Annotated in this window: 23 protein-coding genes; 14 read left to right on the top strand and 9 right to left on the bottom strand. The window is 60.0% G+C overall.

Annotated elements, in window-relative coordinates; genetic code table 11:
- Nucleotides 1–184 precede the first annotated feature (184 nt).
- From AC07YV_RS03710 to AC07YV_RS03700, 3 genes are all read right to left on the bottom strand, one after another.
- Nucleotides 185–1,501 carry an MFS transporter gene (locus AC07YV_RS03710; protein ID WP_102698470.1) on the bottom strand — a complete coding sequence of 439 codons (1,317 nt, stop codon included), beginning with the start codon at nucleotides 1,499–1,501 and terminating at the stop codon, nucleotides 185–187.
- A 290-nt stretch (nucleotides 1,502–1,791) separates the two neighbouring features.
- Entirely contained in the window at nucleotides 1,792–3,024 is a 1,233-nt protein-coding gene (locus AC07YV_RS03705) for a transporter associated domain-containing protein (RefSeq protein WP_102698469.1), read from the bottom strand.
- A 12-nt stretch (nucleotides 3,025–3,036) separates the two neighbouring features.
- Nucleotides 3,037–3,849 carry a cytochrome C assembly family protein gene (locus tag AC07YV_RS03700; protein WP_015096706.1) on the bottom strand — a complete coding sequence of 271 codons (813 nt, stop codon included), beginning with the start codon at nucleotides 3,847–3,849 and terminating at the stop codon, nucleotides 3,037–3,039.
- Between the two features lie 210 nt (nucleotides 3,850–4,059).
- Here AC07YV_RS03700 and ffh point away from each other — a divergent pair, with 210 nt between their 5' ends.
- From ffh to AC07YV_RS03645, 11 genes are all read left to right on the top strand, one after another.
- Nucleotides 4,060–5,436 carry a signal recognition particle protein gene (gene ffh / locus AC07YV_RS03695; RefSeq protein WP_102698468.1) on the top strand — a complete coding sequence of 459 codons (1,377 nt, stop codon included), beginning with the start codon at nucleotides 4,060–4,062 and terminating at the stop codon, nucleotides 5,434–5,436.
- A gap of 250 nt (nucleotides 5,437–5,686) precedes the next feature.
- A complete protein-coding gene (rpsP, locus tag AC07YV_RS03690; RefSeq protein WP_007972721.1) occupies nucleotides 5,687–5,938 on the top strand; it encodes a 30S ribosomal protein S16 in 252 nt (83 codons plus the stop codon).
- 5 nt (nucleotides 5,939–5,943) lie between these two features.
- Entirely contained in the window at nucleotides 5,944–6,480 is a 537-nt protein-coding gene (rimM, locus tag AC07YV_RS03685; protein ID WP_007972729.1) for a ribosome maturation factor RimM, read from the top strand.
- 2 nt (nucleotides 6,481–6,482) lie between these two features.
- Entirely contained in the window at nucleotides 6,483–7,235 is a 753-nt protein-coding gene (gene trmD, locus AC07YV_RS03680) for a tRNA (guanosine(37)-N1)-methyltransferase TrmD (RefSeq protein ID WP_007897583.1), read from the top strand.
- Nucleotides 7,236–7,280: 45 nt separating this feature from the next.
- Nucleotides 7,281–7,631, top strand: a complete 351-nt coding sequence (gene rplS, locus AC07YV_RS03675) for a 50S ribosomal protein L19 (protein ID WP_003175895.1) — start codon at nucleotides 7,281–7,283, stop codon at nucleotides 7,629–7,631.
- A gap of 98 nt (nucleotides 7,632–7,729) precedes the next feature.
- The gene (gene xerD, locus AC07YV_RS03670) at nucleotides 7,730–8,626 is read left to right on the top strand and encodes a site-specific tyrosine recombinase XerD (protein WP_102698467.1); all 897 of its coding nucleotides are present in this window, start codon (nucleotides 7,730–7,732) and stop codon (nucleotides 8,624–8,626) included.
- A 252-nt stretch (nucleotides 8,627–8,878) separates the two neighbouring features.
- Nucleotides 8,879–9,610: a bifunctional protein-disulfide isomerase/oxidoreductase DsbC gene (gene dsbC / locus AC07YV_RS03665; protein WP_102698466.1), complete on the top strand. Its 732-nt coding sequence runs from the start codon at nucleotides 8,879–8,881 to the stop codon at nucleotides 9,608–9,610.
- A gap of 133 nt (nucleotides 9,611–9,743) precedes the next feature.
- Nucleotides 9,744–11,048, top strand: a complete 1,305-nt coding sequence (locus AC07YV_RS03660; protein WP_008053502.1) for a homoserine dehydrogenase — start codon at nucleotides 9,744–9,746, stop codon at nucleotides 11,046–11,048.
- A gap of 109 nt (nucleotides 11,049–11,157) precedes the next feature.
- Entirely contained in the window at nucleotides 11,158–12,567 is a 1,410-nt protein-coding gene (gene thrC / locus AC07YV_RS03655) for a threonine synthase (RefSeq protein ID WP_007971289.1), read from the top strand.
- A 119-nt stretch (nucleotides 12,568–12,686) separates the two neighbouring features.
- Complete coding sequence (locus AC07YV_RS03650) at nucleotides 12,687–14,042, top strand: transporter substrate-binding domain-containing protein (protein WP_102698465.1); 1,356 nt, start codon at nucleotides 12,687–12,689, stop codon at nucleotides 14,040–14,042.
- 161 nt (nucleotides 14,043–14,203) lie between these two features.
- Nucleotides 14,204–14,491 (top strand): DUF3509 domain-containing protein, encoded by a 288-nt coding sequence (locus AC07YV_RS03645; RefSeq protein ID WP_007971293.1) that lies wholly within the window; start codon nucleotides 14,204–14,206, stop codon nucleotides 14,489–14,491.
- A 170-nt stretch (nucleotides 14,492–14,661) separates the two neighbouring features.
- Here the strand turns inward: AC07YV_RS03645 and AC07YV_RS03640 are convergent, their stop codons facing one another.
- Together AC07YV_RS03640 and AC07YV_RS03635 are read right to left on the bottom strand one after the other, a co-directional pair.
- Nucleotides 14,662–15,630, bottom strand: a complete 969-nt coding sequence (locus AC07YV_RS03640; RefSeq protein WP_102698464.1) for a TIGR02285 family protein — start codon at nucleotides 15,628–15,630, stop codon at nucleotides 14,662–14,664.
- Entirely contained in the window at nucleotides 15,584–16,783 is a 1,200-nt protein-coding gene (locus AC07YV_RS03635; RefSeq protein WP_102698463.1) for a CaiB/BaiF CoA transferase family protein, read from the bottom strand. Before AC07YV_RS03635 ends, AC07YV_RS03640 begins: the two co-directional genes overlap by 47 nt.
- 147 nt (nucleotides 16,784–16,930) lie before the next feature.
- Here AC07YV_RS03635 and AC07YV_RS03630 point away from each other — a divergent pair, with 147 nt between their 5' ends.
- The 3 genes from AC07YV_RS03630 (at nucleotide 16,931) to AC07YV_RS03620 (ending at nucleotide 20,636) form a co-directional block, all read left to right on the top strand.
- Nucleotides 16,931–17,473, top strand: coding sequence for a YaeQ family protein (locus tag AC07YV_RS03630; protein WP_007971297.1), 543 nt, complete (start codon nucleotides 16,931–16,933; stop codon nucleotides 17,471–17,473).
- 66 nt (nucleotides 17,474–17,539) lie between these two features.
- Nucleotides 17,540–19,249, top strand: a complete 1,710-nt coding sequence (gene recJ, locus AC07YV_RS03625; protein WP_102698462.1) for a single-stranded-DNA-specific exonuclease RecJ — start codon at nucleotides 17,540–17,542, stop codon at nucleotides 19,247–19,249.
- A gap of 280 nt (nucleotides 19,250–19,529) precedes the next feature.
- A complete protein-coding gene (locus AC07YV_RS03620; RefSeq protein ID WP_102698461.1) occupies nucleotides 19,530–20,636 on the top strand; it encodes an NADH:flavin oxidoreductase/NADH oxidase in 1,107 nt (368 codons plus the stop codon).
- Nucleotides 20,637–20,703: 67 nt separating this feature from the next.
- On the opposite strand, the gene glpD is transcribed toward AC07YV_RS03620, so the two are convergent.
- The 4 genes from glpD to AC07YV_RS03600 all read right to left on the bottom strand — a co-directional run bounded on the left by glpD (nucleotide 20,704) and on the right by AC07YV_RS03600 (nucleotide 25,850).
- Nucleotides 20,704–22,242, bottom strand: coding sequence for a glycerol-3-phosphate dehydrogenase (gene glpD / locus AC07YV_RS03615; RefSeq protein ID WP_102698536.1), 1,539 nt, complete (start codon nucleotides 22,240–22,242; stop codon nucleotides 20,704–20,706).
- A gap of 325 nt (nucleotides 22,243–22,567) precedes the next feature.
- On the bottom strand, nucleotides 22,568–23,323 hold the full coding sequence (locus AC07YV_RS03610; protein ID WP_007971301.1) for a DeoR/GlpR family transcriptional regulator: 756 nt from the start codon (nucleotides 23,321–23,323) through the stop codon (nucleotides 22,568–22,570).
- Between the two features lie 95 nt (nucleotides 23,324–23,418).
- On the bottom strand, nucleotides 23,419–24,924 hold the full coding sequence (gene glpK / locus AC07YV_RS03605; RefSeq protein ID WP_015096694.1) for a glycerol kinase GlpK: 1,506 nt from the start codon (nucleotides 24,922–24,924) through the stop codon (nucleotides 23,419–23,421).
- Between the two features lie 74 nt (nucleotides 24,925–24,998).
- Entirely contained in the window at nucleotides 24,999–25,850 is an 852-nt protein-coding gene (locus tag AC07YV_RS03600; RefSeq protein ID WP_102698460.1) for an MIP/aquaporin family protein, read from the bottom strand.
- Nucleotides 25,851–26,114 lie beyond the last annotated feature (264 nt).

The following is a 26,114-nucleotide window of genomic DNA, read 5'->3' as shown; positions in this document are numbered from 1 at the left end:
ATAGCGGGGATGAGCCGATGCGCGTAGAGCGAGGTGACAATGGGCGGGGGAAAAGTTGTGGTGGGTGTTTTGTCTGGGAGGGCCCCTTCGCGAGCAAGCCCGCTCCCACAGGTCTTATGTCGAACCACTATTTTGTGATCGACACTGATCCTGTGGGAGCGGGCTTGCCCGCGAAAGCGATCTGTCAGACGACCTGATTCAAATCGTTATGCCGCGTTTCCTTCAGGCACAGCACCGCAATCAAACTCAGCACCGCGGCCCCGGACACATAACCGCCGACGTAGCTCAGACCGCCCATGGCCACCAGTTTCTGGGCGAAGAACGGCGCTGCGGAGGCACCCACGATACCGCCCAGGTTGTAGGCCGCCGACGCACCGGTGTAGCGCACGTGGGTCGGAAACAGCTCCGGCAGCAGCGCGCCCATGGGCGCAAATGTCACGCCCATCAGAAACAGTTCGATGCACAGGAACAGCGCCACACTCCAGGTGGAACCTTGGGTCAGCAGCGGTTCCATGAGGAAGCCGGACAGGATCGCCAGCACGCCACCGACGATCAGTACCGGCTTGCGCCCGTAACGGTCGCTGGCCCAGGCCGACAGCGGGGTGGCGGCAGCCATGAATAGCACCGCGAAGCACAACAGGCCGAGGAAGGTTTCGCGGCTGTAGCCGAGTGTTGCAACGCCGTAGCTCAGGGAAAATACCGTGGAGATGTAAAACAGCGCGTAGCACACCACCATCGCGCCGGCGCCCAGCAAGACGGGCACCCAGTATTGGCCGAACAGCTCGAACAGCGGGATCTTCACCCGTTCCTGGCGCGCCATGGCGTTGGCGAATACCGGGGTCTCATGCAGCTTGAGGCGCACGTACAGGCCAACCATCACCAGCGCGGCACTGAGCAGGAACGGAATACGCCAGCCCCATGAGCGGAACTGTTCATCGTCCAGCACCACGGCCAGGGTCAGGAACAGGCCGTTGGCCGCCAGGAAGCCAATGGATGGACCCAGCTGCGGGAACATGCCGAACCAGGCGCGCTTGCCTTTCGGCGCGTTCTCCGTGGCCAGTAATGCCGCGCCACCCCATTCGCCGCCCAGCCCCAGGCCCTGGCCGAAGCGCAGGACGCACAGCAGGATCGGTGCCCAGGCGCCAATGCTGTCATAACCGGGCAGCACGCCGATAAGCGTGGTGCACACGCCCATCAACAGCAGCGAGGCAACCAGGGTCGACTTGCGGCCGATACGGTCGCCAAAGTGGCCGAAAAGGGCCGAACCCAAGGGGCGGGCGAGAAAGGCGATGCCGAACGTGAGAAACGCCGACAGCATCTGGGCGGTACCAGATGTCTGCGGAAAGAACACCGGGCCAATCACCAGCGCCGCGGCGGTGGCATAGACATAGAAATCGTAGAACTCGATGGCGGTACCGATGAAGCTTGCAGTGGCCACGCGGGTAGCGGAGTTCGTCGGTTGTGCAGGTGTGGAGTCGCTGTAAGTCGTGCTGGTCGTCATGCGGTGATCCCTGACAGTCATGTGCCCCAGTGGAGCGAATTATTATGGTCGAGAACCCAGGGATGTGGGCTTAACGCAGAGTGCGGGTGGCACAGGTGTGGCGGGGCTTGGGTAAGCGGTTCGATTATAGGAAGGTGGCTAACGATCAAACAAGTAGCTGGATTGGGCTATGGCTTTATGTGGCGAGGGAGCTTGCTCCCGCTCGGGCGCGCAGCGGCCGCAAAAGACTAGGCCTGCTGCGCAGTCCAGCGGGAGCAAACTCCCTCGCCACAGGAATGGGGTGTCAGGTTTTAGATCACCACAGGCATCGAGCTGGTCTGCCAAATCAACACCCGCGTGACACGGTTTTCCTCAGTAGCGAGAATTTCCAGTCGATAGCGGCCGATTTTCAGGCATACAGGGCAGTCCGGAATGGTTTCCAGCGCCTCGGTGACCAAGCCGTTCAGGGTTTTCGGGCCATCGCTGGGCAGGTGCCAGCCGAGGCTCTTGTTCAGTTCGCGGATGGACGCGGCTCCGTCGATCACCAGGCGTCCGTCGGCTTGCGGATGAATGTGCGGGTTGTCCAGGCTGTGCTGGCTTTCAAACTCGCCGACGATCTCTTCAAGAATGTCTTCCAGGGTGACGATGCCCAGCACTTCGCCGTATTCATCGACCACCATGCCCAGGCGTCGCTGCTGTTTGTGGAAGTTGAGCAATTGCAGCTGCAGCGGGGTGCTTTCCGGCACGAAGTACGGCTCGTGGCTGGCTGCCAGCAAGGCTTCCCTGGTCAGGCTCGCATCGGGCAGCAAGTGCAGGATGTGCCGGGTGTTGAGAACGGCTTCGACCTGGTTGATATCACTGTGGAACACCGGCAGGCGCGTGCGCTTGTTGTGGCGCAATTGTTCGATGATTTCTTCGATGGAGTCATCGAGATTGATGCCGTCCACATCGCTGCGCGGTACCAGGATGTCATTGACAGTGATGTTGTCCAGCGCGTGGATGCCTGGCAGCGGGTGAGGGCGGCTTACGGTTTCGGAGGGCGCATGCCGCTCCGTCAGTGCTTCATCCTCACTCTGTTGCACCACTTTGGCTTTACGGACGAATGGGCGCGTCAGCAAGCGGCTGATGCTGGTGAGCAGCCATGCTGCGGGATAGATGATTTTCAGCGGCAGCCGCAGCAGGTTGTTGCCCTGGGCCAGGATCGCATCCGGATAGCGAGCGGCGAGGGTGCGTGGCAAGTAGTCGGAAAACACCAGCAACATGGCGCCCGCCCCGAGGCAGGCGACCCACGGGCCGTTCTCGGCCCAGGTGAAAATGGCCAGCAAGGTGCTGATGACCACCACAAGTGCGCGGCACAGTGTGTTGCAAAAAATCAGGCTGGCCAGGGGGAAGCTGAGTTTCGCCACCGGTTTGTCGCTGGAACGCGTTGCGGTGCGCTGGGCCAGCAAATGCTGGTGCGCCGCTTCGATGGCGGTAAACAGCCCCGACCATAAAACCAGCAGGGTCACTACCGCGAGCATCGGCCCTATGGGCAAGTCGTCCATTAATGCCGCCCGTCAGATATGCAGGATGTATTCACGAACCAGCTTGCTGCCGAAGTACGCCAGCATCAGCAGGCAAAAGCCGGCCAGGGTCCAGCGAATGGCTTTGTGCCCGCGCCAGCCGAGGCGATTGCGCCCCCACAGCAGCACACTGAAAACGACCCAGGCCAGGCAGGCCAGCAGGGTTTTGTGCACCAGATGCTGGGCGAACAGGTTCTCGACGAACAGCCAGCCGGAAATCAGCGACAGCGACAACAGCGTCCAGCCGGCCCAGAGAAAACCGAACAGCAGGCTTTCCATGGTTTGCAGCGGCGGGAAGTTCTTGATCAGCCCGGAGGGGTGCTTGTGCTTGAGCTGGTGGTCCTGGACCAGCAGCAGCAAGGACTGGAACACCGCGATGGTGAACATGCCATAGGCCAGAATCGAAAGCAGGATGTGGGCGAGGATGCCCGGCTCCTCATCGATGACCTGTACCGTGCCGGCGGGGGCAAAGTGCGCCAGCATCACGGTCAGGGCCCCAAGCGGGAACAGCAGGACCAGCAGGTTCTCTACCGGAATCCGCGAGCAGGCCAGCAGGGTCAGTGCGATGACTGCCACGGCAATCAGGCTGGCGGCACTGAAAAAGTCCAGGGCCAGGCCGGTCGGGGTCAGCAGGTGGGTGAGCAGGCTGACGCTGTGGGCCAAGACGGCGAGCACGCCGAGCATGACCAGCAGGCGTTTGTTGACCTTGGCGCCGGACGCCAGGTGAGTGCCCTGGTAAATGGTCGCAGCGGCATACAAGCAGGCGGCGGCGAGGGTCGTTAGCAAGCTGGGTGACAAGGGGAGCATAAATCCTGTTAGGCAAGCCCGAAAGTCGCTGAGTTTGGCATAGAACCCCTGCCACACGAAAGACCGCGCAACCCGACGGCGAGGTGTCCGCCGGCCACAGTCTTCGCTATAATCCGCGACCTGCCCACGCCGCAGGCTCGCCGAGCACACGTTTAGTCCGGTCCGGGCCGCCATTATCCCGGTCTACACAGGGCCTGAAAGGATCGCGCAATGTTTGAAAACTTAACCGACCGTCTCTCGCAGACGCTGCGCCATGTCACCGGCAAGGCCAAGCTGACTGAAGACAACATCAAAGACACCCTGCGTGAAGTGCGCATGGCGTTGCTCGAAGCCGACGTCGCCCTGCCGGTGGTCAAGGACTTCGTCAATTCGGTCAAGGAGCGTGCCGTCGGTACCGAGGTGTCGCGCAGCCTGACGCCGGGCCAGGCCTTCGTGAAGATCGTCCAGGCCGAACTCGAAAGCCTGATGGGCGCGGCCAACGAAGACCTGAACCTGAGCGCAGTGCCGCCAGCGGTCATCCTCATGGCCGGTTTGCAGGGCGCTGGTAAAACCACCACCGCCGGCAAGCTCGCGCGCTTCCTTAAAGAGCGCAAGAAGAAGTCGGTCATGGTCGTGTCCGCCGACGTCTACCGTCCGGCGGCGATCAAGCAGCTGGAAACCCTGGCCAACGACATCGGCGTGACCTTCTTCCCGTCGGACCTGAGCCAGAAGCCGGTCGACATCGCCAACGCGGCTATTAAGGAAGCAAAACTCAAATTCATCGACGTGGTCATCGTCGATACCGCCGGTCGCCTGCACATCGATGAAGAGATGATGGGCGAGATCAAGGCCCTGCATGCTGCGATCAACCCGGTCGAAACCCTGTTCGTGGTCGACGCCATGACCGGCCAGGACGCCGCCAACACGGCCAAGGCCTTCGGCGATGCATTGCCGCTGACCGGCGTGATCCTGACCAAGGTCGACGGCGACGCCCGTGGCGGTGCCGCGCTGTCGGTGCGCGCCATCACCGGCAAGCCGATCAAGTTCATCGGTATGGGCGAGAAGAGCGAAGCGCTCGATCCGTTCCACCCTGAGCGTATCGCCTCGCGCATCCTCGGCATGGGCGACGTGCTCAGCCTGATCGAGCAGGCGGAAGCGACCCTCGACAAGGACAAGGCCGACAAGCTGGCCAAGAAACTGAAGAAGGGTAAGGGCTTCGACCTCGAAGACTTCCGCGATCAGCTGCAACAGATGAAGAACATGGGCGGCCTCGGCGGGCTCATGGACAAGCTGCCGAACATGGGTGGCGTGAACCTGGCGCAAATGGGCAACGCCCAGGGTGCGGCAGAGAAGCAATTCAAGCAGATGGAAGCCATCATCAACTCCATGACCCCGGCCGAGCGCCGCGATCCCGAGATGATCAGCGGTTCGCGCAAGCGCCGGATCGCCATGGGTTCCGGCACCCAGGTGCAGGACATCGGCCGCTTGATCAAGCAGCACAAGCAGATGCAGAAGATGATGAAGAAGTTCTCTGCAAAAGGCGGAATGGCCAAGATGATGCGCGGCATGGGCGGTATGTTGCCCGGCGGCGGCATGCCCAAGATGTAAAGAATTCGCGCCGGCCATCAGGTCGGCGCAGCCCCACACGGACGTGGGATACACAGCAAACCCGCACTTGGCGGGAGCTGACCGGCCGTTTTCAACGACGGCTCTATAGCAAATCTGCATGGCGGCCGATAGACCGCTGGAAAAAGTCATTTGCAAAAGTCCGGATATTCCTTAGAATATGCGGCCTTTCGGGCACCCATGCCCGCTGTGCCTTTAGATTTGCAGCACCGACTACAGGAACGATGTTCACATGCTAACAATCCGTCTTGCCCTTGGCGGCTCCAAAAAGCGCCCGTTTTACCACTTGACCGTAACCGACAGCCGCAACCCGCGCGACGGTTCGCACAAGGAACAGGTTGGCTACTTCAACCCTGTTGCCCGTGGTCAGGAAGTTCGTCTGTCCGTGAACCAAGAGCGCGTAGCCTACTGGCTGAGCGTTGGTGCACAACCTTCTGAGCGCGTTGCTCAGTTGTTGAAGGAATCTGCTAAGGCTGCGGCCTGAGCAATATGAACGCGACGCCAGCTGTTGCTGATGATTTGATCGTTATCGGCAAGATTTATTCTGTTCACGGCGTTCGCGGCGAAGTGAAGGTGTACTCCTTTACTGATCCGATTAAGAACCTGCTGGATTACAAAACCTGGACGCTCAAGCGTGATGGCAATGTAAAGCAGGTAGAGCTGGTCAGCGGACGCGGGAATGACAAGTTCCTGGTCGCAAAGCTCAAGGGTCTCGATGATCGTGAAGAAGCTCGTCTTCTGGCCGGTTATGAGATCTGCGTGCCGCGCAACCTGTTCCCTGAACTCACCGACGGCGAGTACTACTGGTACCAGCTGGAAGGTCTCAAGGTCATCGACACCCTCGGGCAACTGTTCGGGAAGATCGATCACCTGCTGGAGACCGGCTCGAACGATGTCATGGTGGTCAAGCCTTGCGCTGGCAGCCTGGATGATCGCGAACGCCTGTTGCCCTATACCGAGCAATGCGTGTTGGCTGTCGACCTGGCGGCAGGCGAGATGAAGGTGGATTGGGACGCGGATTTCTAAGCGTGGCTAACTTGCGCGTAGAAGTGATCAGTCTGTTTCCCGAGATGTTCTCTGCCATCAGCGAGTACGGCATCACCAGTCGTGCGGTGAAACAGGGGCTCTTGCAGCTCACCTGTTGGAATCCGCGAGACTACACGACGGATCGACATCACACTGTGGACGATCGCCCGTTTGGCGGTGGTCCGGGCATGGTGATGAAGATCAAGCCCCTGGAAGATGCTCTGGTTCAGGCCAAGGCAGCAGCCGGGGAGGCGGCGAAGGTAATTTATCTGTCGCCCCAAGGCCGCCAGCTGACTCAGTCGGCGGTACGCGAGTTGGCGAATCTGGATGCATTGATCCTGATTGCCGGCCGCTATGAAGGCATTGACGAGCGTTTTATTGATGCTCATGTCGATGAAGAGTGGTCGATTGGCGACTATGTCCTGTCTGGCGGCGAGCTGCCGGCGATGGTCCTGATCGATGCGGTTACACGACTGCTGCCTGGAGCTTTAGGGCATGCGGACTCCGCCGAGGAAGATTCCTTTACGGATGGTTTGCTGGATTGCCCGCACTACACCCGACCGGAGGTGTATGCGGATCAGCGTGTTCCCGACGTATTGCTAAGTGGCAATCACGCGCACATCCGGCGTTGGCGTTTACAGCAGTCCCTTGGTCGGACCTTTGAACGACGCGCCGATCTTCTGGAAAGCCGCTCGCTTTCTGGAGAAGAGAAGAAGCTGCTCGAGGAATACATCCGCGAGCGGGACGATAGTTAACAACGTATCGATGGTAGATCCGACGATTTACCTTAGGAGCACAGCATGACTAACAAAATCATCCTTGCACTCGAAGCAGAGCAGATGACCAAAGAGATCCCTACCTTTGCCCCGGGCGACACCATTGTCGTTCAGGTGAAAGTGAAGGAAGGCGACCGTTCGCGTCTGCAAGCGTTCGAAGGTGTTGTTATCGCCAAGCGTAACCGCGGCGTAAACAGTGCATTCACCGTTCGTAAAATCTCCAACGGTGTTGGTGTAGAGCGTACTTTCCAGACCTACTCCCCGCAAATCGACAGCATGGCTGTCAAGCGTCGCGGTGACGTACGTAAAGCCAAGCTGTACTACCTGCGCGACCTGTCGGGTAAAGCAGCTCGCATCAAGGAAAAACTGGCTTAAGTCCAGCTTCCGATGCAAAAAAAGCAGCCTGCGGGCTGCTTTTTTGTTGCCTGCGATTTATCTTCGTTGACCGTGTTGCCGGTCTTGCCTGAGCCTTTATGCCCGCCATTGATCATCCCCTGATAGACCAGTTCCTCGACGCCCTCTGGCTGGAGAAAGGCCTTTCCGATAACACCCGCGATGCCTATCGCAGTGACCTGGCTCTGTTCAATGGCTGGCTGCAGGAAAAAGGCCTGGAGCCGATCAACGCCGGACGCGAATTGATCCTCGATCACCTGGCCTGGCGCCTGGAGCAAAACTATAAGCCTCGTTCAACGGCAAGGTTTCTCTCTGGCGTGCGTGGCTTCTATCGCTATCTTTTGCGGGAAAAGCTGATCGTCGTCGATCCGACCCTGCGCATCGATATGCCGCAACTGGGTAGGCCATTGCCCAAATCCTTGTCGGAAGCAGACGTTGACGCGCTGTTGGCTGCACCGGACCTCAGCGAAGCCATCGGCCAGCGTGATCGGGCGATGCTCGAAGTGCTTTATGCCTGTGGTCTGCGGGTGACGGAGCTGATCAGCCTGACCCTGGAGCAGGTCAACCTGCGCCAGGGGGTGCTGCGCGTGATGGGCAAGGGCAGCAAGGAGCGGTTGGTGCCGATGGGCGAGGAGGCGATTGTCTGGGTCGAGCGCTACATGCGTGATGCCCGCAGCGAACTGCTTGGCGGGCGTCCCAGCGATGTGCTGTTTCCCAGTCAGCGTGGCGAGCAGATGACGCGCCAGACCTTCTGGCACCGGATCAAGCATCAGGCCAAGGTCGCCGGGATTGGCAAGTCGCTGTCGCCGCACACCTTGCGCCATGCCTTCGCCACGCATCTGCTCAACCATGGCGCCGATTTACGGGTGGTGCAGATGCTTCTTGGCCACAGCGATCTGTCGACCACCCAGATATACACACACGTCGCCCGCGCCCGCTTGCAAGACCTTCACGCCAAGCATCATCCCCGCGGATGACGGTGTTCCCCCTGTAGGAGCTGCCGAAGGCTGCGATCTTTTGATTTGTTTTTTTCAGATCAAAAGATCGCAGCCTTCGGCAGCTCCTACAGGGAGCTTCATGCGTTGAGGTCAAAATGTCTTGCGTCAGGCGCATTCGGTCATGCGAACCTTATGTGATAGGCTTGACCGGTTTGCACGATGGGTGGTTATGACCCGGTGTTTCGGCACGGGCGTTCTGATCGTCCCATATGTTCGCCTTCAGGAGTTCTCATGCGTCTGACCCAGATTTTCGCCGCCGCAGCCATTGCGTTGGTCAGCACCTTTGCCGTCGCCGATGACGCGGCCGACAAAGCCATTCGTAAAAGCCTGGAAAACCTCCAGCTCGAAGTGCCGGTAGAGACCATCACCGCCAGCCCGATGCCCGGCCTGTACGAAGTCAAGCTCAAGGGCAGCCGTGTGCTGTACGCCAGCGCCGACGGCCAGTACGTGGTTCAGGGCTACCTGTTCGATCTCAAGGACGGCAAGCCGGTCAACCTGACCGAGAAGACCGAGCGCCTGGGCATTTCCAAGCTGATCAACGATATTCCGGTTGCAGAAACCGTGGTGTACCCGGCCATTGGCGAAACCAAGTCGCACATCACCGTATTCACCGATACCACCTGCCCGTACTGCCACAAGCTCCACGCCGAAGTGCCGGAGCTGAACAAGCGCGGCATCGAAGTGCGTTACGTCGCGTTCCCGCGCCAGGGCCTGGGCTCGCCGGGTGACGAGCAACTGCAAGCCGTGTGGTGCTCGAAAGACAAGAAAGCGGCCATGGACAAAATGGTCGATGGCAAGGAAATCAAGGCCGCCAAGTGCGATAACCCGGTTTCCAAGCAGTTCGCTCTTGGCCAGTCGATTGGCGTGAACGGCACACCGGCCATCGTTTTGGCCGACGGACAGGTCATTCCGGGCTACCAGCCTGCGCCACAAGTCGCCAAACTGGCGCTGGGCGCGAAGTAAATTCGCATCGTCACGGGCAGCCATTGACGATCATGGTCCGGCAGCGACATCGCCGGGCCATTAATAGAGAGCCGCGAGCATGCGGCTGTTTTCACGGCCGGCCTTGAGTCGGCCGTTTTATGGGGAGTTCACAGTGAAACCGGTCAAAGTAGGCATCTGTGGGTTAGGGACCGTCGGTGGCGGTACCTTCAACGTACTTCAGCGCAACGCCGAGGAAATTGCTCGTCGTGCCGGGCGTGGGATCGAAGTGGCACAAATTGCCATTCGCACGCCAAAGCCTCAGTTCCAAACGACCGGTATTGCGATTACCAACGATGTCTTCGAAGTGGCCACGAACCCTGAGATCGACATCGTTATAGAGCTGATGGGCGGCTACACCGTTGCCCGCGAGCTGGTACTCAAGGCCATCGAGAATGGCAAGCATGTGGTCACCGCGAACAAGGCGCTTATTGCTGTTCACGGTAATGAAATTTTCGCCAAGGCACGCGAGAAAGGCGTGATCGTTGCGTTCGAAGCGGCGGTGGCCGGTGGCATTCCGGTGATCAAGGCGATCCGCGAAGGCCTGTCCGCCAACCGCATCAACTGGGTGGCCGGCATCATCAACGGCACCGGCAACTTCATCCTGACGGAAATGCGCGAGAAGGGTCGCACCTTCGAGGACGTATTGGCCGAAGCCCAGGCTCTGGGTTACGCCGAAGCCGATCCGACCTTCGACGTCGAGGGGATCGACGCTGCTCACAAGCTGACCATCCTCGCCTCCATCGCGTTCGGCATCCCGCTGCAATTCGACAAGGCCTACACCGAAGGCATCACCAAGCTGACCACTGCTGACGTGAACTACGCCGAAGCGCTGGGTTACCGCATCAAGCACCTGGGCGTGGCGCGCAGCACCGCGGCCGGTATCGAACTGCGCGTGCACCCGACGCTGATCCCGGCCGATCGCCTGATCGCCAACGTCAACGGCGTGATGAACGCGGTGATGGTCAATGGCGATGCTGCCGGTTCGACCCTGTTCTACGGCGCTGGCGCCGGCATGGAGCCGACCGCTTCGTCGGTGATCGCCGACCTGGTGGACGTGGTTCGCGCCATGACGTCCGATCCGGAGAACCGCGTGCCGCACCTGGCGTTCCAGCCGGATTCGCTGTCGGCTCACCCGATCCTGCCGATCGAAGCCTGTGAAAGCGCCTATTACCTGCGCATTCAGGCCAAGGACCATCCGGGCGTATTGGCTCAGGTCGCGAGCATCCTCTCGGAACGCGGCATCAACATCGAGTCGATCATGCAGAAGGAAGCCGAGGAGCACGACGGCCTGGTGCCGATGATCCTGCTGACCCACCGCGTGCTGGAACAGCACATCAACGATGCCATCGCTGCTTTGGAAGCCTTGGCGGGTGTGGTCGGTCCGGTTGTTCGGATCCGTGTCGAGCACCTGAATTAATTAAAAGCAGCGGCAAGCTGCAAGCTTCAAGCGGCAAGTCAAAGGCAGATAGGCTTTTACTTGCAGCTTGTAGCTTGAGGCTTGAAGCCCAAACCGAAGGTTTGCCCTTATGCGCTACATCAGTACCCGCGGCCAGGCACCGGCCCTGAATTTCGAAGACGTCCTGCTGGCAGGCCTTGCCACCGACGGCGGTCTGTACGTCCCGGAAAACCTGCCACGTTTCACCCAGGAGGAAATCGCTTCCTGGGCCGGCCTGCCGTATCACGAACTGGCTTTTCGCGTCATGCGCCCGTTCGTCACCGGCAGCATTCCAGACGCTGATTTCAAGAAAATCCTTGAAGAAACCTACGGCGTGTTCGCCCACAGCGCCGTTGCGCCGCTGCGTCAGCTGAACGGCAACGAATGGGTGCTGGAGCTGTTCCACGGCCCGACCCTGGCGTTCAAGGACTTCGCCCTGCAACTGCTCGGTCGCCTGCTCGACTACGTGCTGGAAAAGCGCGGCGAGCGTGTGGTGATCGTCGGCGCTACCTCCGGTGACACCGGTTCGGCCGCCATCGAAGGCTGCAAGCACTGCGAAAACGTCGACATCTTCATCCTGCACCCGCACAACCGCGTGTCCGAGGTGCAACGTCGGCAGATGACCACCATCTTCGGTGAGAACATCCACAACATTGCCATCGAAGGCAACTTCGATGACTGCCAGGAAATGGTCAAGGCCAGCTTCGCCGACCAGGGTTTCCTCAAGGGCACTCGCCTGGTCGCCGTGAACTCGATCAACTGGGCGCGGATCATGGCCCAGATCGTTTACTACTTCCACGCAGCCCTGCAGTTGGGCGGCCCGGCGCGCTCGGTGGCGTTCTCGGTGCCGACCGGCAACTTCGGCGACATCTTCGCCGGTTACCTGGCACGCAACATGGGCCTGCCGATCAACCAGTTGATCGTGGCTACCAACCGCAACGACATCCTGCACCGCTTCATGAGCGGCAACCAGTACGTCAAGGAAACCCTGCACGCCACGCTGTCGCCGTCCATGGACATCATGGTGTCGTCGAACTTCGAACGCCTGCTGTTCGACCTGCATGGTCGCAACGGCGCGGCAATCGCCGGACTGATGGATTCGTTCAAGCAGGGCGGCGGTTTCAGCGTTGAGCAAGAGCGCTGGACCGAAGCCCGCAAGTTGTTCGACTCGTTGGCCGTGGATGACGCGCAAACCTGCGAAACCATCGCCGAAGTCTACGAGCAGACCGGTGAAGTGCTCGACCCGCACACGGCCATCGGGGTGAAAGCTGCACGCGAATGCCGTCGTAGCCTGGACATTCCAATGGTGATCCTGGGCACCGCCCACCCGGTCAAATTCCCGGACGCCGTGGAAAAAGCCGGTGTAGGAAAAGCTCTCGAACTGCCTGTACATCTTTCTGATTTGTTTGAGCGAGACGAACGTTGCACCGTATTGCCAAATGACCTGAAGGCCGTGCAGGCCTTTGTCAGCCAGCATGGCAACCGTGGCAAGCCGCTGTAACCGGTCAACGCTGTTACATTTTGAAGCCCGTCTCCTGACGGGCTTTTTCATTTCTGCATGCACACTTGTCGTGTTCTCGCCGCGAAAGGATTGGCGAGTGGATCACCAAGGACGTGGGAATGCCGTTTACAAGTGTGTTCAAGCCAGTCGCGCGCTGGCTGATTTTTTTCGGCATCGTGGGCGTCGCCGAATGGGGAGGGGCAAGTCCTGAAGCGATTCAGGAGCGTGGGAAGACCGTTGCACGTTCAGCGGTCGTGCTGGATGACCAGGAGCTGCAGTGGATAGCCAGCCATCCACGGGTCGTGGTCACGGCACTGGAATACCCGTTGTACCACTTCAAGGATGAGCAGGGTCAATGGACGGGCCTGAACAGTGACCTGCTCAAGCGCATCAGTGATATGACGGGGTTGCAGTTCGTTTACGAAGAGTCCTTTTCCGTTGATCAGATGCTGGCTCGTCTGGAAAGCGGCACGGCGGATTTGAGCACCACGCTGTCAATGAATGACGAACGCCGGGCTTTTCTCGATTTTAGCCATGCGTACGGTGGTGCAGGATGGGTCTTTGTCGGATTGGCCGGCGCACCGCCGGTGCAGTCGCTGGAGGAACTGTCGAAGCGGGTACTGGTGCTGCCGGCCCGGCATGCACTGGAAGCGATGATCCGTCGCGATTTTCCGTCCATCGAATTGCGTTCGGTCAAGACCCACGCCGAAGCCCGTGCCTGGGTTGAAAGCGGAGAAGCCTATGCCACCATCGACAGCGAAATCGGCGCCCAGCTTTTTCCGTCGGGCCGGCTGCAGATCGGATCTGCGGTGCCGTACAAATGGGATGCGGATTATCTGGCGGTGCGCAAGGGGCAGCCGCAGTTGCTGAGCATCCTCAACAAGGCGCTCGAGGCCTTTCCTGCTCAGGAGATGCGCGACCTTCGCCGCAAGTGGTTCGGTGGCGCTACCACGGCACAGGCGCCTGGCCTATGGCAGCGGCTTGACCAGTGGGTCTGCTGGGGCATGTTTGTGCTCAGCCTGTTCGGCCTGTTGTCCCTGCTCTGGAACCGGCGGTTGGCGGTGGTCGTCAGGCAGCGGGTCGAGGCCCAAAGGAGCCTGCGCGATCAGCTCGCATTCCAGCATGCCCTGATGGACGCCATGCCTGACCCGATGTTTGTCCGCGACCTGCAAGGGCGTTTGATCATGTGCAACAAAAGTTATGAGGACGCCTTGTCGACACGTTTTGACCAGATGCAGGGGCGGCAGTTGATCGAGGTCGATGTCATGCCCAGACAAACCGCGGAACTGCTGCATGCCGAGTTCATGGCGCAGTTGAGCACGCGCAGGACACGCTTCTTCGAACGTCAATTGCTGTTCAAGGAGGGTGTCCGGGATATCTACCAGTGGACCGTGCCGTTTTATACAGCGGATGGCCAGATGAAAGGCTTGTTGGGAGGCTGGGCCGACATCGCCCGGCGCACCCGACAAACGTGACGGCCGGGTTTTTTCCCTGTCATGTTCGCCGTGCATGCTCTCTTGACTGCACGGCAGGTTCGCCTGCGGTCGGTATCCAGAACTTTCTTCTCGGGCAAGGGGTCATCTATTGCAGGCATGCCCCAGGCACGTTGTTTTCGGACTAATGAGTGGTGATCGGGATGGAAAGTATCAGTCTGTTGCTCGGTGAGGCGCTGAGCCCGTATCAGGTCACATTGACCCCGTCAGGCATTCGTGGCGAATGCCGGGTGACCCTGAAGAATGCTATCGGCGCGACCGTGGTCGAGCGCGAGTTCAATCAGGCCCAGTTGAATGACAAGCGCTTGCTGACGGATGTGGTCGACGGTTTGCATCGCGACGTGCTGATCGCTGAAGGACGCCTTGAGCCTTGTGTCATCGCGGCATTGCGTAATGCTGCCCGGGACAAGCTTCTGGCCAGCCGCAATTGAACGGATTTTTGTGGGAACCTTCCCGCGCCCAGGTCAGTCAGACTTTGTAACAGCAGGATCAAGCATTGTGCTCCGGTGCTTGTAGCTTGCTGCTACTGGTCTCCAAGCAGACCACGTTTAACCCCGAGTCGTTTCCCCACTTCTCGGGGTTTCTTTTTGCCCGGGATTGATCATGGCTGCGCCAGATTGTCGAAAAACGCCTTGGTGTCTTTCAGGTATTCACTGCGGCTTTGCGGATCCAGCCAGGCGGCATAAGCCTCGTCCAGGCGCTCGCGGGGCAGGGTGCGCAGCACCTGATTGATTTCGGCAATGGCCTGTCGGCCCTTTGGCGTGTCGGTGCAACCGATGTAGCCGGACAGGTATTTGCCCGTGCCACGGATGGGATAGAACTGCAGTTCATCCTCGGCGATGCCTTGCAGCGAAGCCTGGTAGCGGATTTCCGGGCGATAGCCCAACAGCAGGCGCAAACGCCCAAGGCGCTGCATTTGCAGGAGGCTGCCCAGGGCGTCGTTGCCGTAATGAGGCGTCAGCACGTCGGCGGGTGCTTGCTTGAGCAACCCGTCGAGGTACTCGCCGTAATTGCGCTCGGCGATGATCCCCAGTTTTTCGTTGCCGCTGGCGAGCAACTTTGCGAGGTCCACTTCGCCATCCTTGATAAAGGGGGCCAGTACCTTCTGGTCAACGCGCCGCACGGCCAAGCCATTGCTCATGGCACGGAAGACCGGGATGGAAAAGGCGATCCACTGTTCCCGTTCCTTGCTCCAGTTCAGCGCCGCGTCGCAGACGAGGGACGGTTCGTGCAGCATTTGCAGGCCACGCGCGCGATTGACCCTCATCACGCTGTGCTGGTACTGCGGCATGCCGGCAATCAACAGGGGAAGCAGTTGATCGATAACGCCCTGGCCCTTTTTCGGTCCGTCGAAGATCGTCAGCGGCGGCAGGTCGCGTTTGAGCCAGATCAGGGTTTCCCTGGATTGCGCCAGGGCTGACGGGATCGGTTCAATGAACAGCAGCAAGGTCGCCAGCACGCAAAGCAGGCAGCCAGCGCGCGACGGGCAGTACCGAATGACCCATGCAGGCAGGCGCCTCAGTTCAGATGGCTCCGTCTTTGCGCAACTGTGCGATCTGCGTCGCGTCATAGCCAAGTTCCTGGAGTACCTGTGCGTTGTGCTCACCCAGTTGTGGCCCGACCCATTCACATTCACCGGGTGTCTCTGAGAGTTTCGGCACGATTCCCGGCATCTTGAAGTCTTTACCGTCCGGCAGTTTGGCTTGCAGGAACATTTCACGCGCCAGGTACTGAGGGTCATTGAACATGTCTTCGGCACTGAAGATCCGGCTGGCCGGCACGTCGGCCTGATTGAGCAGCGCCAGCACCGTATCCAGCGGCTGCGAATTGACCCAACGATCGATGACGCCATAGATCTCGTCGCGCCGCGCATCACGGCCATCGTTGCTGGCCAGCAGCGGGTCATTGGCGAGGTCCTCCCGGCCAATGATCAGCATGAAGCGTTTGAAAATGGCGTCGCCATTGGCGCCGATCTGCACGTGCTTGCCGTCGGCGCTGGTGTGGATCGAGGACGGGGTGATGCCCGGCATGATATTGCCCGTGCGTTCGCGGATGAAGCCGAACACGTCGAATTCCGGGACCATGCTTTCCATCATGGCGAAGATGGCTTCGTACAGCGCCACGTCCACCATTTGCCCCTGGCCGCCGTTGACCTCGCGATGACGCAGGGCCATCAACGCGCCGATCACGCCCCAGAGCGCGGCAATCGAGTCACCGATGGAAATGCCGGTGCGTACCGGTGGCCGGTCTTCGAAGCCGGTGATGTAGCGCAGGCCGCCCATGGACTCACCGACCGCGCCAAAGCCGGGCTGATCTTTCATCGGGCCGGTCTGGCCGAAACCCGACAGCCGCACCATGACCAGTTTCGGGTTCAAGGCGTGCAGGACGTCCCAGCCCAGGCCGAGTTTTTCCAGGACGCCGGGACGAAAGTTCTCGATCAGAATGTCGGCTTCGCCCAGCAACTGTTTCAGGATCGCCTGACCGTCGGGGTGCTTGAGATTGAGGGTCAGGGACTTTTTGTTGCGCGCCTGGACGAACCACCACAACGAAGTGCCTTCATACAATTTGCGCCATTTGCGCAATGGATCACCACCGTCCGGGGATTCGATCTTGATCACGTCGGCACCGAATTCAGCGCAAATGCGTGAAGCAAACGGGCCGGCAATCAAGGTGCCCAGTTCGATGACTTTCAGACCGGAAAGCGGTTTGGCGGTGAGCGGCATGCGGGATCCTGCTGGACGAGGGATGGGCGAATACAGCGTTTTAACATAGCCGACTGTCAGGCGCTTCAGGTTGATCACCTTCAATTCGTGGATTGCCCGTCGCATCGGTTAGACTTGCCGCCTTTCCTCGTATCAAGAAGCCCGTTCATGGCCCAGCCGTCCACGACCTACAAGTTTGAACTGAACCTCACCGACCTCGACCGCAGCGTCTATGAGAGCGTGAAGCAGACCATCGCCCGTCACCCTTCGGAAACCGAGGAGCGCATGACCGTGCGCCTGCTGGCCTACGCCCTCTGGTACAACGAGCAGCTGTCGTTCGGCCGTGGTCTGTCGGAAGTGGATGAACCGGCCTTGTGGGAAAAAAGCCTGGATGACCGCGTCCTGCACTGGATCGAGGTCGGCCAGCCGGATGCCGAGCGCCTGACCTGGTGCTCGCGTCGTACTGAACGCACCAGCCTGCTGGCCTACGGCAGCTTGCGCGTGTGGGAAGGCAAAGTGGTGCCTGCGGTGAAAAACCTGAAAAACGTCAATATCGCTGCCGTGCCTCAGGAAGTCCTGGAGACCCTGGCCAAAGACATGCCGCGCGTCATCAAGTGGGACGTGATGATCAGCGAAGGGACGATCTTCGTCACCGACGACCGTGGTCAGCACGAAGTTCAGTTGCAGTGGCTGGCCGGTGAGCGCGGCTGAGTTTTCGCCGCTTCAGCGCGTCACCCGGTTTTATCCTACGTATTGAAGAGAAGCATCTTTCACCCCATGCGCATCGAACCTCGCCTGCTGCCCGACACCCTGCCATTCCTCGGTGATATTCCGCCACTGCTGACCCGCCTGTATGCGGCGCGGGGCGTGCAATCCGAGGCGGAACTGGACAAGAGCCTGGCGCGGCTGATTCCATTCCAGCAGCTCAAGGGCATTGATGCCGCCGTGGATTTACTGGTGACGGCGCTCGAACAGCGCCAGCGCATTCTGATCGTCGGCGACTTCGATGCCGACGGCGCAACGGCCAGCACCGTGGGCACGCTGGGTCTGCGTTTGCTGGGGGCGGCGCATGTCGATTATCTGGTGCCGAACCGTTTCGACTACGGCTACGGCCTGACCCCGGAGATCGTCGCAGTCGCGCTGGAGCGCCAGCCGCATTTGCTGATCACCGTGGATAACGGCATCTCCAGCGTCGAAGGCGTGGCCGCGGCGAAAAAGGCCGGGCTCAAGGTGCTCGTCACCGACCACCACTTGCCCGGCGACGAACTGCCGTTGGCCGACGCCATCGTCAATCCGAACCAGCCAGGTTGCGCGTTCCCGAGCAAGGCCCTGGCCGGTGTCGGGGTGATTTTCTATGTGCTGATGGCCCTGCGTGCGCGATTGCGCGAGCTCGGCTGGTACACCAGCAAGCCGCAGCCGAATATCGGCGAATTGCTCGATCTGGTGGCCTTGGGCAGCGTGGCCGACGTGGTGCCGCTGGATGCCAACAACCGGATTCTGGTGCATCAGGGCCTCGAGCGGATTCGCGCTGGACGTGCCCGGCCGGGGATCAAGGCGATCCTCGAGGTGGCCAAGCGTGACCATGCGCGCATCACCTCCACCGACCTGGGTTTCATCGTCGGCCCCCGCCTGAACGCCGCAGGGCGCCTGGATGACATGAGCCTGGGCATCGAATGCCTGTTGACCGAAGACGCAGCTCTGGCCCGTGAGATGGCGGCTCAACTGGACGGCATGAACCAGGATCGCAAATCCATCGAGCAGGGCATGCAGCGCGAAGCGCTGGCCCAGCTCAAGGATCTGCCGGTGGAGTCGATGCCCTTCGGCTTGTGCCTGTTCGATCCCGAGTGGCATCAGGGCGTCATCGGTATCCTCGCATCACGGATGAAAGAGCGTTATTTCCGCCCGACCATCGCCTTTGCCGATGCCGGTGACGGTCTGCTCAAGGGCTCGGGACGTTCGGTCCAGGGCTTTCACATCCGCGACGCCTTGAGTGTGGTGGCGGCGCAGCATCCGAATCTGATCACCAAGTATGGTGGCCACGCAATGGCGGCCGGCCTGACGCTGCCGGAAGCGAATTTCCCCTTGTTCGCCGAGGCCTTTGACGCTGAAGTGCGCCGGCAACTGCGCGAAGAAGACCTGACTGGCCGCTTGTTGTCGGACGGCACCCTGGCAGTGGAAGAGTTTCACCTGGAACTGGCCCGCGCCCTGCGGCATGCCGGCCCTTGGGGGCAGCACTTCCCTGAACCGTTGTTTCATGGGGTGTTCCAGTTGGTCGAGCAGCGCGTGGTGGGCGAACGGCACCTCAAAGTGGTGCTCAAAAGCGAATGTGGTTCGGTGAAACTCGACGGCATTGCCTTCGGGATCGATCGCGACATCTGGCCGAATCCGACCATCAAGTGGGTGGAACTGGCCTACAAGCTCGACCTCAACGAGTTTCGTGGCAACGAGACGGTTCAACTGATGATTGCCCATATCGAACCGCGTTGAACCCACACCTGTAGGAGCGAGTTCGCTCGCGATGGTCGTGAACGATGGCGCTGGGAACCTGATACCCCGCGGTGTCCTGTCGTCCATCGCGAGCGAGCTCGCTCCTACAAGGGGGCGACATCCCTCGATGTCGACTAGGCTCTAATCACTGCTTGATTTTGGTCTTGTGACGTCTTGTCGAATTTTTTGCCCGCGGGGGCGGGTGTTGTACCTTTTTCCTGTCACTCGTCGACTATTCAAACAGAACCTGGAGCCTGCCCACTGATTCGAGAGGTGCCCCATGAGTCTGCTGCTTGAACCCTTTACCCTTCGCCAATTGACCCTGCCCAACCGCATCGCGGTATCGCCGATGTGCCAGTATTCCAGTGCCGACGGCCTGGCCAATGACTGGCACCTGGTCCACCTCGGCAGCCGCGCTGTCGGCGGGGCCGGGCTGGTGTTTACCGAAGCCACGGCGGTCACCGCCGACGGGCGTATCACGGCTCAGGACCTCGGTCTGTGGAATGACGAGCAGATCGAACCCCTGCAACGCATCACCCGTTTCATCAACGCCCAGGGTGGCGTTGCCGGCATTCAACTGGCCCATGCCGGGCGCAAGGCCAGTACTTACCGGCCATGGCTTGGCAAGCACGGCAGCGTCAAACCCGACGAGGGCGGCTGGGTGCCGGTCGGACCTTCACCGATTGCGTTCGACCCACAGCACACCCAACCCAGGCAACTCGATGACGAAGAGATCGCCCAAGTGATCCAGGCCTTTGTCGATGCGGCAAAGCGCTCGCTGACGGCCGGTTTCAAGGTGGTCGAAGTGCACGCCGCCCATGGTTACCTGCTGCATCAGTTCCTGTCGCCGTTGAGCAATCAGCGTCGCGATCAATATGGTGGTTCATTCGAAAATCGTATTCGGCTGGTGCTGCAAGTCACCGAAGCGATACGTGCGGTGTGGCCTGAAGAGTTGCCGGTGTTTGTCCGGGTGTCGGCCACCGACTGGGTCGAAGACGGCTGGAACCCCGATGAAACCGTGGAACTGGCGCGTCGCCTCAAAGCCCTGGGCGTGGACCTGATCGACGTCTCGTCGGGCGGTACGGCGGTGAATGCCGAAATTCCCACAGGCCCCGGTTACCAGACCCGCTTTGCCGAACGTGTGCGCAAGGAGTCGGGCATGGCCACCGGCACGGTCGGCATGATCACCGAGCCGGCCCAGGCCGAGCACATCCTGCGTACCTGCCAGGCGGACATCATCTTTCTGGCCCGTGAGTTGTTGCGCGATCCGTACTGGGCGCTGCACGCCGATGATGATCTGGGCGGGCACAAGGCCGTGTGGCCGGCGCAGTATCAGCGGGCGACTCACCGTGAGCAGCCGATTCATGAATCGGATTTGCGCGACTGAAATCCATCGATACGAAAAAGCCCCTGAATCGCGAGATCCAGGGGCTTTTGCTTATGCCGGTGACCGATCAGGCCGCTTCGATCTTGCTGCGGTTCTGTTCGACCTGGTTCAGGTAGTCCTTGAGCTTGTCCTGTTCGGCAACTGTCGTGAACAAGCCGAGCTTGCTGCGACGCCAGAGGATGTCGTGGGCGCTGGTGGCCCATTCTTCGCTGCACAGGTAGTCGACTTCACGGGTGTAGAGACCGCCGCCGATATGCTCGCCCATGTCGCTGAGGTCTTGTACACCTTCAAGCATGCGCCAGGTACGGCTGCCGTAGGTGGTGGCCCAGCGGCGAGCGATCTCACTCGGTACCCAGTCGAACTTGTCGCGGATACGCGAGCTCAAGGCTTGCGGGGTGGTCATGTCTTCACCGCCCGGCAGCGTGGCGCTGGCGGTCCAGCTCGGCTTGATGTGCTTGAAGTACGGGGCCAGTTGCGCCAGCGCCGACTCGGCGAGCTTACGGTAAGTGGTGAGCTTGCCACCGAACACCGACAGCAACGGAGCTTCTTCGCCACTACCCGACAGCGCCAGGGTGTAATCGCGGGTCACGGCCGACGGGTTGTCGGACTCGTCGTTGCACAGCGGGCGCACACCGGAATAGCTGTGCAGGATGTCGTCGCGACTGATCTGCTTTTTGAAATGGGCGTTGACCACGTTCAACAAGTAATCGGTTTCACCGTCGGTGATTGCAACGGCAGCCGGATCGCCGGTGTACTCGCGGTCCGTAGTGCCAATCAGGGTGAAGTGGTTCAGGTACGGAATGGTGAACACGATGCGCTGATCTTCGTTTTGCAGGATGTGCGCGTGTTCGCCTTCATACAGCTTCGGCACGATCAGGTGGCTGCCCTGGATCAGGCGGATGCCGTAAGGCGATTCCATCTTCAGGTCATCGCGAATGAACCTGGCGACCCATGGCCCGGCCGCATTGACCAATGCCTTGGCGCGAATCGAAAACAGGCTGCCATCGCTGCGTTCCAGGTGCAGGTGCCACAGGCCCTTGGTGCGTCGCGCGCTGACGCAGCGGGTTTGGGTGTGAACGTGGGCGCCTTGTTCCCGGGCGGCCATGGCGTTCAACACCACCAGGCGCGCGTCGTCGACCCAGCAATCGGAGTATTCGAAACCCTTGGTGATCTCGCTTTTCAGCGCGCTGTCGGGGCCGAACTTCAGGCTTTTCGAACCCTGGAGTTGTTCGCGCTTGCCCAGGTTGTCATAGAGAAACAGCCCGGCGCGGATCATCCATGCCGGGCGCAGGTGCGGGCGGTGCGGTAACACGAAACGCATTTGCTTGACGATGTGTGGTGCCTTGGCCAACAGCACTTCACGCTCGGCCAGGGCTTCTCGCACCAGGCGAAATTCGTAATGTTCGAGGTAGCGCAGGCCGCCGTGGATCAACTTGCTGCTGGCCGACGAAGTATGGCTGGCCAGGTCATCCTTTTCGCAAAGGAACACCGAGAGGCCGCGACCGGCGGCATCTGCTGCGATCCCCACGCCATTGATCCCGCCACCGATGACGGCGATATCGTAGACCTCGGCGAGAGGGGGCGTAGGCAAGGTGGAAGTGGGCATCGGCACGGCCTCGGAATTCTTTGATGTTCTGTATTTGAATTCGAACATTAATGTTCATTTGCGAAAATACTAGCCCATAAAGAGGCGCACAGCCAGTCAGCTTCGATTGAAAATACTCATCGAAGGGCCGTTAAAGGAAAATTTACGAACATTTTGAAATGTGGCTGGCTTGAGATCGACGGAGTTTAAGTGACCGCCATCGCGAGCAAGCTCGCTCCCACAAGGAATTGAGTCGGTCACAAAACTTGTGTACGCCATCAATCACTGTGGGAGCGAGCTTGCTCGCGATGGCGGCAGTGCAGGCGCCGTAGATATAGCGGTGAGGTTAAACGACTTCCAACCGAACCTTGTGCTGGTTCAACAGCTGCGCCAGCGCCGGGGAAGGCTGCTGATCGGTGACCAGGCAATCGACCAGGCTGATCGGTCCCAGGCGAATCATGGCGTTGCGCCCGAATTTGCTGGAGTCGGCTGCGAGTATCACTTGTCGGGCATTGGCGATGATCGCCTGGGATACCCGCACTTCCTGATAATCGAAGTCCAGCAGGCTGCCGTCTTCATCGATACCACTGATGCCAACCAAGGCAAAATCGACCTTGAACTGGTTGATGAAGTCGACACTGGCCTGACCGACCACGCCGCCGTCGCGACGGACGTTGCCACCGGTCAGCAGCACGTCGAAGTCGTCCTTGGCGCTGAGCATGGAGGCCACATGCAGGTTGTTGGTGATGATCTTCAGGTGACTGTGGTTGAGCAGTGCCCGGGCGATGGATTCGGTGGTGGTGCCGATGTTGATGAACAACGAGGCATGGTCGGGAATCTGCGCGGCAATGGCTTCGCCGATACGCTGTTTTTCATCGCGCATCTGATCGGCGCGCATGGCGTAGGCGGTGTTTTCGACACTGGAGTCATAGGCGGCGCCACCGTGGTAGCGACGCAACAAGTTGGCTTCCGCGAGCTGATTGATGTCGCGGCGGATGGTCTGCGGTGTAACGACGAACAACGTGGCCATTTCCTCGATGCTGACATAGCCGCGTTCGCGAACCAGCTCGAGGATTTGCTGCTGACGGGGAGGCAGATTCATGGGGCGTCCTTTGGGCTGCCGTGCAAAATTTGCCCATGATGCCGCAGGAATCCACTCCCTACCAGTTACATACAGATACGGGGGCTGTAGTTCGCTTATTCAGCCTCGTCTTCAACCGCCCAATCGCGGGTGCGGCTGACCGCTTTTTTCCACCCGGCGTAGAGTTTTTCCTTCGCCGCTTCATCCAGCGTCGGCTCGAATCGGCGCTCGATCACGGCCTTGCCACGCAACTCTTCCAGGCTGCCCCAGAAGCCACAAGCCAGGCCTGCCAGGTAAGCGGCGCCGAGTGCTGTGGTTTCGCGCATTTGCGGGCGCTCGACCTGCGTGCCGAGGATGTCGGCCTGGAACTGCATGAGGAAATTGTTGGCCACCGCGCCGCCGTCCACGCGCAGCGCTTTCAGTCGCTCCCCGGAGTCCTGCTGCATGGCGTCCAGCACGTCGCGGGTCTGGTAGGCAATCGACTCCAGCGCGGCACGAATGATGTGGTCCACGCGAACGCCGCGGGTCAGGCCGAACAATGCGCCACGGGCATACGGGTCCCAGTACGGTGCGCCCAGACCGGTGAAGGCCGGCACCAGGTACACGCCGTTGCTGTCCTTGACCTTGTTGGCGAAGTATTCGGTGTCGTGGGCGTCGTTGATGATCTTCAGTTCGTCACGCAGCCACTGCACGGTAGAGCCGCCGTTGAATACTGCACCTTCCAGCGCATAGGCCACTTCGCCACGGGGGCCGCAAGCGATGGTGGTCAGCATGCCATGCTTGGATTTCACCGCTTTGTCACCGGTGTTCATCAGCAGGAAGCAGCCAGTGCCGTAGGTGTTTTTCGCCTGGCCTGGCTCGACGCACATCTGGCCGAACAGAGCGGCTTGCTGGTCACCGGCGATACCGCCGATGGCGATGCCGCTTTTGGTGTGGCCGTATATTTCCGAGGACGATTTAACTTGCGGGAGCATTTCGCGCGGAATATCCAGCAGCTCCAGCATCTTCGCGTCCCACTCGAGGGTGTGGATGTTGAAGAGCATGGTGCGCGAGGCGTTGGTGTAGTCGGTGACATGCACCTTGCCGCCGGTAAATTTCCAGATCAGCCAGCTGTCGACGGTGCCGAACAGCAGTTCGCCGTTGCGCGCACGTTCGCGGCTGCCTTCGACGTTATCGAGAATCCACTTGAGCTTGGTGCCGGAGAAGTAGGGGTCGGTGACCAGGCCTGTGGTGTCGCTGATGTATTGCTCGTGGCCATCGCGCTTGAGCTGCTGGCAGATCTCGGTGCTGCGCCGGCACTGCCAGACGATGGCGTTGTAGATCGGGCGGCCGGTGTTCTTGTCCCACACCACGGTGGTTTCGCGCTGGTTGGTGATGCCGATGGCGGCTACCTGGTCGTGGTGCAGGCCGGCCTGTGCCAGGGCCTCGACCATCACGGCGCTTTGGGTGGCGAAGATCTCCATCGGGTCATGCTCGACCCAACCGGCTTGCGGGTAATGCTGTGCGAACTCCCGTTGGGCGGTGCAGACCACGTTCGCGTCACGGTCGAAAATGATCGCGCGGGAGCTGGTCGTACCCTGATCGAGGGCAATGATGTAGTTCTTATTCTGTGTGTCGGTCATGTCGATTGCCTTGGACGAAAAAAGGGAGTGAGGTCTGGCGCGCGATCAAAGGGCAGGGGCACGCGCCAACGGTATCAGGACGTTCTGGGTTTGCCGTCAATGGCAGGTCGCTCATCCTTTGTAGCAGGTACGGAGCCCGGCAGATGGCGGGCAATCAGCCCGCGATAGGCGGCGGCGCCGAGGCAGGCACCGACAATCGGTGCAAAAACAGGAATCAGGAAGTACGGAATATCGCGTCCGCCGGTGAAGGAAATTTCACCCCAGCCAGCGAAGAAAGTCATCAGTTTAGGGCCGAAGTCCCGCGCAGGGTTCATGGCAAAACCGGTCAGCGGTCCCATCGAGCTACCGATCACCGCAATCAGCAGGCCGATCAGTAGCGGTGCCAACGGGCCTTTGGGCAGGCCATTGTTGTCGTCGGTCAGGGACATGATCACGCCCATCAGGATGGCCGTAATGATCACCTCCACCAGAAATGCCTGGGCGGTGGTCAGCGCAGGATTCGGGAAGGTGGAGAACACGGAGGCCAATTCAAGGCTGGCTTGCGTGCCACGAACCATGTGCTGCGTTTGTTCGAATTCGAAGAATAGATTGCTGTAGAGCGTGTAAACCAACAACGCGCCACAGAAGGCGCCCGCCACTTGGGCGAGTACGTAGAAAGGCAATTTACGTTTTTCGAAGTCCGCGAAAATGCTCAGGGCAATGCTGACGGCAGGGTTCAGATGAGCCCCGGAAACCCCGGCGGTGAGGTAGATCGCCATGCTGACGCCGACGCCCCAGATAATGCTGATTTCCCACAAACCAAAACTGGCACCCGCGACCTTGAGCGCGGCAACACAACCGGTACCAAAAAAGATCAGCAGCGCCGTACCCAGAAACTCGGCCATGCATTGGCTCGAGAGCGACGGTTGTTGTAAAGCAGTAGTCATTGAAACCTCAATTTTTTTTGTTGTCTGGCGCGTTCTTGCCTACATGGTCAACGCGCGTTTTTCGCCGAGGCAGGATCCCCATCCTGGTCGCGGTTACTGCCGGGTACAGCGGTAGGACGTTTCGTATAGTTTCAGAAACGAAAAAATATAGACAAGAAACGCTGCTGTCAAAGGTCGAAAGTGAACCGTCAGTCACAAAAAAACTATTCGTTGCATGAATGAATGAGTCATTGCGCAATGGGGTGGCCAGGCAATGGCGTTATG

It is taken from the genome of Pseudomonas sp. GW456-E7, from assembly GCF_059424105.1.
This window is presented reverse-complemented; position numbering and strand designations above follow the sequence as displayed.